Annotated in this window: 6 protein-coding genes and 1 pseudogene; 5 read left to right on the forward strand and 2 right to left on the reverse strand. The window is 69.3% G+C overall.

Features of this window, described 5'->3' with window-relative positions; all coding sequences use genetic code 11:
- Positions 1–140: 140 nt before the first annotated feature.
- A complete protein-coding gene (preA, locus tag ACESL7_RS11005) occupies positions 141–1442 on the forward strand; it encodes an NAD-dependent dihydropyrimidine dehydrogenase subunit PreA (protein WP_372893371.1) in 1302 nt (433 codons plus the stop codon).
- Between the two features lie 95 nt (positions 1443–1537).
- Here the strand turns inward: preA and ACESL7_RS11010 are convergent, their stop codons facing one another.
- Complete coding sequence (locus ACESL7_RS11010; RefSeq protein WP_372893372.1) at positions 1538–1774, reverse strand: hypothetical protein; 237 nt, start codon at positions 1772–1774, stop codon at positions 1538–1540.
- A 35-nt stretch (positions 1775–1809) separates the two neighbouring features.
- Positions 1810–2442, reverse strand: a complete 633-nt coding sequence (locus ACESL7_RS11015) for a TetR family transcriptional regulator C-terminal domain-containing protein (RefSeq protein WP_372893373.1) — start codon at positions 2440–2442, stop codon at positions 1810–1812.
- Between the two features lie 173 nt (positions 2443–2615).
- Between ACESL7_RS11015 and ACESL7_RS11020 the strand changes: the two genes are divergently transcribed.
- The 4 genes and pseudogenes from ACESL7_RS11020 to ACESL7_RS11035 all read left to right on the forward strand — a co-directional run.
- Complete coding sequence (locus ACESL7_RS11020; protein ID WP_372893374.1) at positions 2616–3866, forward strand: Zn-dependent hydrolase; 1251 nt, start codon at positions 2616–2618, stop codon at positions 3864–3866.
- A 93-nt stretch (positions 3867–3959) separates the two neighbouring features.
- Positions 3960–5411, forward strand: a complete 1452-nt coding sequence (hydA, locus tag ACESL7_RS11025) for a dihydropyrimidinase (RefSeq protein ID WP_372893375.1) — start codon at positions 3960–3962, stop codon at positions 5409–5411.
- 41 nt (positions 5412–5452) lie between these two features.
- Entirely contained in the window at positions 5453–6244 is a 792-nt protein-coding gene (locus ACESL7_RS11030) for an ABC transporter ATP-binding protein (RefSeq protein WP_372893376.1), read from the forward strand.
- 226 nt (positions 6245–6470) lie between these two features.
- Positions 6471–6919 (forward strand): annotated as a pseudogene (locus ACESL7_RS11035) (ABC transporter permease); the annotation flags it as partial.

Genomic DNA, 6919 nt, shown 5'->3' on the forward strand with positions numbered 1-6919 from the left:
GTCTGGGCCGGCGGCGACTGCGCCGCGGGCGGCGACGACCTGACCGTGACGGCGGTGGCCGAGGGCCGCGATGCCGCCGAGGACATCCACGCGGCGCTGGTGCGCTGACGCGCGCGCCGTCCGACAGGGAGACAAGCAGAATGGCCAATCTCGCGACCGACTTCGTCGGGATCAAATCCCCCAACCCCTTCTGGCTCGCCTCCGCGCCGCCGACGGACAAGGAATACAATGTCCGGCGCGCCTTCGACGCGGGCTGGGGCGGCGTCGTCTGGAAGACGCTCGGCCTCGATCCGCATATCGTGAACGTCAACGGCCCGCGCTACGGCGCGGTCTGGGGGCCGGACCGGCGGCTTCTGGGGATGAACAACATCGAGCTCATCACCGACCGCCCGCTCGAGACGAACCTCGAGGAGATCAAGGCGGTCAAGCGCGACTATCCCGACCGCGCGATGATCGTCTCGCTCATGGTGCCCTGCGAGGAGGAGCCCTGGGCCTGGATCCTGAAGAAGGTCGAGGAGACCGGCGCCGACGGGGTGGAGCTCAACTTCGGCTGCCCGCACGGCATGAGCGAGCGCGGCATGGGCTCGGCCGTGGGACAGGTTCCCGAGTACATCGAGATGGTGACCCGCTGGTGCAAGGCGAACACCCGGATGCCGGTGATCGTGAAGCTCACGCCGAATGTCGCGGACATCCGCAAGCCCGCCGCTGCGGCGCATGCCGGCGGCGCGGACGCTGTGAGCCTGATCAACACGGTGAACTCGATCACAGGGGTCGATCTCGACCTCTTCGCGCCGGAGCCCACGATCGACGGCAAGGGCGCGCACGGCGGCTATTGCGGACCGGCCGTGAAGCCCATCGCGCTCAACATGGTGGCCGAGATCAAGCGCACCGCCGAGATCGGGCGCCTGCCGGTGAGCGGCATCGGCGGCGTCACGACATGGCGCGACGCGGCGGAGTTCCTCGCCCTCGGCGCGGGCAACGTGCAGGTCTGCACCGCGGCGATGACCTACGGCTTCAAGGTCGTGGAGGAGATGATCTCGGGCCTCTCGCAGTATCTCGACGAGAAGGAGATGGACTCGGTCCAGGATCTCGTCGGGCGCGCGGTGCCGAACGTGGTCGACTGGCAGGAGCTCAACCTCAACTACGTCACCAAGGCGCGCATCGACCAGGACACCTGCATCAAGTGCGGCCGTTGCTTCGCGGCCTGCGAGGACACGAGCCACCAGGCGATCAGCATGTCGCCCGACCGCGTGTTCGAGGTGATCGACGCCGAATGCGTGGCCTGCAACCTCTGCGTCAACGTCTGCCCGGTGGAGGACTGCATCACCATGGTCCGCATGCCGGCGGGCGAGACGGACCCGCGCACCGGCAAGGTGGTGCGCGACGACTACGCCAACTGGACGACGCATCCGAACAACCCGGCGGCCGAAGCCGCGGAGTGAGACCGGCGCTGCCATTTTTCGTACGAAAAATGGCAGCGCCCCCGCCCGGGGCTTCGGAGATTTTTCGTACGAAAAATCTCCCCCGCGGCGCGCGTTCAGCAGACGACGCGCATCTGGCCCGGGTTGCAGATGATGACGAACTGCCCGCCGCACTCGATCAGGTGAAAGCCGCGGGCGCGCACCTCCGCGACGAGCGCCTCGCGCCCGACCTCGCGCTCCACGTCGCGGACCGAGCGTCGCAGCACGCCGCCGCGCCGGGCCGCCTTCGCCGCGAAAAGCCGGTGCAGCCAGGCCGTGTTGCGCCGCGGCGGGAGAGAGCCATCGTCCAGCATGCCGCGCAGGCTGCCCGACGACGGTAAAGCCTGGCTTAACCGGCCTCAGGCGCGAGGAGCTTGCGGAACATGCCCTCGACATGCGCCGCCGCGTCGTCCCAGACGTCGCCCTCGGGCATCAGCACGGCGATCTGCGCCTCGAAATCGGCGTAGTGCTGCGTCGTCGCCCAGATCGACATGATCAGGTGGCGCGGCTCCACGGGGGCGAGGCGCCCCTCGTCCACCCAGCGCGCGATCAGCGCCGCCTTCTCGTCCACCAGCGGCTTCAGACCGTGCTCGAGGTGCGGGCGCATGCGGGGCGCGCCCTGCACGATCTCGTTCGCGAAGAGGCGGCTTTCGCGCGGGTATTCCCGGCTCATCTCCAGCTTGCGGCGGATGTAGCGCAGAAGCTCGTCCAGCGGCTCGCCCTCCGGGTCGAGGCGGCGCAGCGGCTCGACCCAGGTCTCCATCATCGCGTTCAGGAGCGTGACGTGGATCGCCTCCTTCCCGTCGAAATAGTAGAGGATGTTCGGCTTCGAGAGCCCCGCCGCCTGCGCGATCTGGTCGAGCGTCGCGCCGCGGTAGCCCTCCACCGAGAACACGTCGAGCGCCGCTTCGAGGATGCGGCGGCGATTGCGCGTCTGGATGCGGCTCGGCTTCTTGGCGGGCGTGTCGGCCGGTCTCTGCATGCCTCTGGTGGCGCCTTGTGCAGGAATTGATCCGCTTTCGTCTCGCGTGGCCCGTGGGCACCGTCAATCCTTGACAGGGTGCGGGGGCATTGCAATCGTGGATTTACCAAATGGTCAAAAGCCGGAGCCGCCGCGCGATGCGCAGGCGGCCAGCCAACGGGGAGAGCATGCACATGGCCGCACCGGGCGAGAACCTGCGGATCGACGCGGACCGTCTCTGGGACAGCCTCATGGAAATGGCGCGGATCGGGCCCGGCGTCGCCGGCGGCAACAACCGGCAGACGCTGACCGACGCGGACGCCGAGGGGCGCACCCTGTTTCAGCGCTGGTGCGAGGACGCCGGCCTCACGATGGGGCTCGACACGATGGGCAACATGTTCGCCCGGCGCGAGGGGGCGGACCCCGAGGCGCTGCCGGTCTACGTGGGCTCCCATCTCGACACGCAGCCCACGGGCGGCAAGTACGACGGCGTGCTCGGCGTGCTCGGCGGGCTGGAGGTCATCCGCACCATGAACGATCTGGGCATCCGCACGAAGCACCCGATCGTCGTGACCAACTGGACCAACGAGGAGGGCACCCGCTTCGCCCCCGCCATGCTGTCGTCCGGAGTCTTCGCGGGGGTGCACGACGAGCAATGGGCCTACGACCGGACCGATGCGGAGGGCCGGCGCTTCGGCGACGAGCTCGAGCGCATCGGCTGGCAGGGCGAGGAGCCGGTGGGCGCGCGCCCGATGCATGCCTTCTTCGAGCTGCACATCGAACAGGGGCCCATCCTCGAGGCCGAGGGCAAGGACGTGGGCGTCGTCACCCACGGGCAGGGCCTTTCCTGGACGCAGGTGACGATCACCGGCAAGGACGCGCACACGGGCTCCACCCCGATGCCGATGCGCAGGAACGCCGGGCTCGGCATGGCGCGGGTGCTGGAACTGGTGGAAGAAATCGCGCTGAGCCATGCGCCGCACGCGGTCGGCGCGGCCGGTCATATCGACGTCTACCCGAACTCGCGCAACGTGATCCCGGGCAAGGCGGTCTTCACGGTCGATTTCCGCTCGCCCGAGCTTGCCGTCATCAAGGACATGGAGGCGCGCCTGCGCGCCGGGGCGGAGAAGATCTGCGCGGACATGGGGCTCGAGGTCGCATTCGAGAAGGTGGGCGGCTTCGACCCGGTGGAATTCGACGCGGACTGCGTGCAGGCGGTGCGCGACGCGGCCGAGCGCCTCGGCTATTCGCACCGCGAGCTCGTCTCGGGGGCGGGGCACGACGCCTGCTGGATCAACCGCGTGGCGCCCACGGCGATGGTCATGTGTCCCTGCGTCGACGGCCTTTCGCACAACGAGGCGGAAGAGATCAGCAAGGACTGGGCGACCGCGGGCACCGACGTGCTGATGCATGCCGTGCTCGAGACGGCGGAGATCGTCGAGTGACCTGCGCCGCCGCCCCGGCCGCGTGACGGACGGGCGCGCCGGCGTGGACGCCCGGGCCGCCGGGCCGTGACAGACAACAGGGAGACGATGCCAATGAGCAAGGTGATCAAGGGCGGCACCATCGTGACGGCCGATCTGGTCTACGAGGCCGACGTGCTGGTCGAGAACGGCCGCATCGCGGAGATCGGCAGGGATCTCAAGGGCGACGAGGTGCTCGATGCCACGGGCTGCTACGTCATGCCCGGCGGGATCGACCCGCACACGCACATGGAGATGCCCTTCATGGGCACCTACTCCGCCGAGAACTTCGAGAGCGGCACGCGCGCCGCGCTCGCCGGCGGCACCACGATGATCGTGGACTTCGCCCTGCCGCAGCCGGGACAGGGTCTGCTCGACGCGATCCAGATGTGGGACAACAAGTCCACCGCCGCGAACTGCGACTACTCCTTCCACATGGCGATCACCTGGTGGGGCGAGCAGGTCTTCAACGAGATGAAGGACGTCACCGAGCGAGGCATCAACACCTTCAAGCACTTCATGGCCTACAAGGGCGCGCTGATGGTGAACGACGACGAGCTCTTCGCCTCCTTCCAGCGCGTCAAGGAACTGGGCGGCATCCCGCTGGTGCATGCGGAGAACGGCGACGTGGTGGCCGACCTGCAGCAGAAATACCTCGCCGAGGGCAACAACGGTCCCGAGGCGCACGCCTATTCCCGCCCGCCCGAGGTGGAGGGCGAGGCCGCGAACCGCGCCATCATGATCGCCGACATGGCCGGCGTGCCGCTCTACATCGTGCATGTGTCCTGCGAACAGGCGCACGAGGCGATCCGCCGCGCGCGGATGCAGGGCAAGCGTGTCTGGGGCGAGCCGCTGATCCAGCACCTGACCCTCGACGAGGGCGAATACTTCGACAAGGACTGGGACCACGCCGCGCGGCGCGTGATGTCGCCGCCCTTCCGCGACCAGCAGCATCAGGACAGCCTCTGGAACGGTCTGGCGAGCGGCAGCCTCTCGGTCGTGGCCACCGACCACTGCGCCTTCACCACCGATCAGAAGCGCTACGGCGTGGGTGATTTCACCAAGATCCCGAACGGCACCGGCGGGCTGGAGGACCGGATGCCGATGCTCTGGACCCACGGGGTGCGCACCGGGCGGCTCACGATGCAGGAATTCGTGGCCGTGACCTCGACCAACATCGCGAAGATCCTGAACGTCTACCCGCGCAAGGGCGCGATCCTCGAGGGCGCCGACGCCGACATCGTCGTCTGGGACCCCGACAAGGAAAAGACGATTACCGTCGAGACACAGCAGTCGATCATCGACTACAATGTTTTCGAGGGCAAACACGTGAAGGGCCTGCCGCGCTTCACGCTGACCCGTGGCAAGGTGGCCGTGCACGACGGGGACATGCGCACCGAGCCCGGCCACGGCGACTTCGTGAAGCGCCCGCCCAACGGCCCGGTGAACAAGGCGCTCTCCACCTGGAAGGAGCTGACCTCGCCGCGCAAGGTGGAGCGCAGCGGCATCCCGGCGAGCGGGGTTTGAGCAGAGCGAGGACGGATGCGCAGCGAGGGGGCGCGAAGGCGATGAAGGACACCCGTGGGGCCGAAGCCGCGATCGCCGCCGAAGACCTGAACCTCGTCTTCCAGACCGGGGACGGCGAGGTGCAGGCGCTCAAGGACGTGAACCTCACCGTCGGCCGCGGTGAGTTCGTGAGCTTCATCGGCCCCTCGGGCTGCGGCAAGACCACGCTCCTGCGGGTGATCGCCGCGCTCGAGACGCCGACCTCGGGTACCATGTCCGTCAACGGCATGACGCCCGACGCGGCGCGCCGCGCCCGCGCCTACGGTTACGTCTTCCAGGCCGCGGGCCTCTACCCGTGGCGCACCATCGGCGGCAACGTGCGCCTGCCGCTCGAGATCATGGGCTTTTCCAGATCGGAGCAAGCCACGCGCGTGGCCCGGGTGCTCGAGCTCGTGGACCTCGCCGGGTTCGAGAAGAAGTACCCTTGGCAGCTCTCTGGCGGCATGCAGCAGCGCGCCTCGATCGCCCGGGCGCTCGCCTTCGACGCCGACATCCTGCTGATGGACGAGCCCTTCGGCGCGCTCGACGAGATCGTGCGCGACCGGCTCAACGAGGAACTGCTCGCGCTCTGGGCGCGGACGGGCAAGACGATCGCCTTCGTCACCCATTCGATCCCCGAGGCGGTCTATCTCTCGACGCGGATCGTCGTGATGTCGCCGCGCCCGGGCCGGATCAGCGACGTGATCGAGAGCCCGCTGCCGGCCGAGCGCCCGCTCGAGATCCGCGACACGCCCGAGTTCATCGAGATCGCCCACCGCGTCCGCGAGGGGCTGCACGCGGGGCACGCGGCATGACGGGCGCGCGGTGGCAGACCCCGTCGCGCGCGGCGGCGCCGCGCAGGGGGGCTGTCTGCCCCCCTCTGGCGCGCGGGCGCGCGCCATTCACCCCCCGAGGATACTTGTCCCCAAGAAGAAGGACGGGGCCCTGCCGTGCGGCGGAGGTGCGGCAGTGACCTCCGTCACCGAGATCGCCGCGCCGGGAGCGGGCACGGGGCGCAGCGGGCTGCGCGCGTGGCGCTGGCTGCGGCTCCGGGCGGCGCCGGTGCTCGCCGTGGTGCTGGGGATCCTGGCGCTCTGGTACGCGGCCGCGGTTCCGATGAACGTGAAGGAGACGCTGACCGTCGCCGAACGCGCGGGGGCGGAGGTGGTGCCGGCCTCGCCTGCCGAGCGGCGGGAGGCGGGGCGCTGGGCGCTGGTGGCGGCCAATCCGGGGCAGCTTGGCGGCAGCTTCGCGCTCGACCGGCCGCGGCTGCCGGCGCCGCACCAGGTGGTGGCGGAACTCTGGAAAACGACGGTCGGGACGCCGCCCTCCTCGAAGCGCAGCCTCGTCTGGCACGGTTGGGTGACGCTGTCGGCGACGCTTCTCGGCTTCGGGATCGGCACGACGCTGGGCGTGCTGCTGGCGGTGGGCATCGTGCACGACCGGGCGATGGACATGAGCGTGCTGCCCTGGGCCATCGCGAGCCAGAC

Source organism: Rhodosalinus sp. (assembly GCF_041685465.1).
Classification (GTDB): Bacteria; Pseudomonadota; Alphaproteobacteria; order Rhodobacterales; family Rhodobacteraceae; genus Rhodosalinus.

Bases quoted from the DNA above. Each gene is read 5' to 3' on its own strand.
- preA (WP_372893371.1), top strand. From the start codon at position 141: ATGGCCAATCTCGCGACCGACTTCGTCGGGATCAAATCCCCCAACCCC.
- ACESL7_RS11030 (WP_372893376.1), top strand. From the start codon at position 5,453: ATGAAGGACACCCGTGGGGCCGAAGCCGCGATCGCCGCCGAAGACCTG.
- ACESL7_RS11010 (WP_372893372.1), bottom strand. From the start codon at position 1,774: ATGCTGGACGATGGCTCTCTCCCGCCGCGGCGCAACACGGCCTGGCTG.
- hydA (WP_372893375.1), top strand. From the start codon at position 3,960: ATGAGCAAGGTGATCAAGGGCGGCACCATCGTGACGGCCGATCTGGTC.
- ACESL7_RS11015 (WP_372893373.1), bottom strand. From the start codon at position 2,442: ATGCAGAGACCGGCCGACACGCCCGCCAAGAAGCCGAGCCGCATCCAG.
- ACESL7_RS11020 (WP_372893374.1), top strand. From the start codon at position 2,616: ATGGCCGCACCGGGCGAGAACCTGCGGATCGACGCGGACCGTCTCTGG.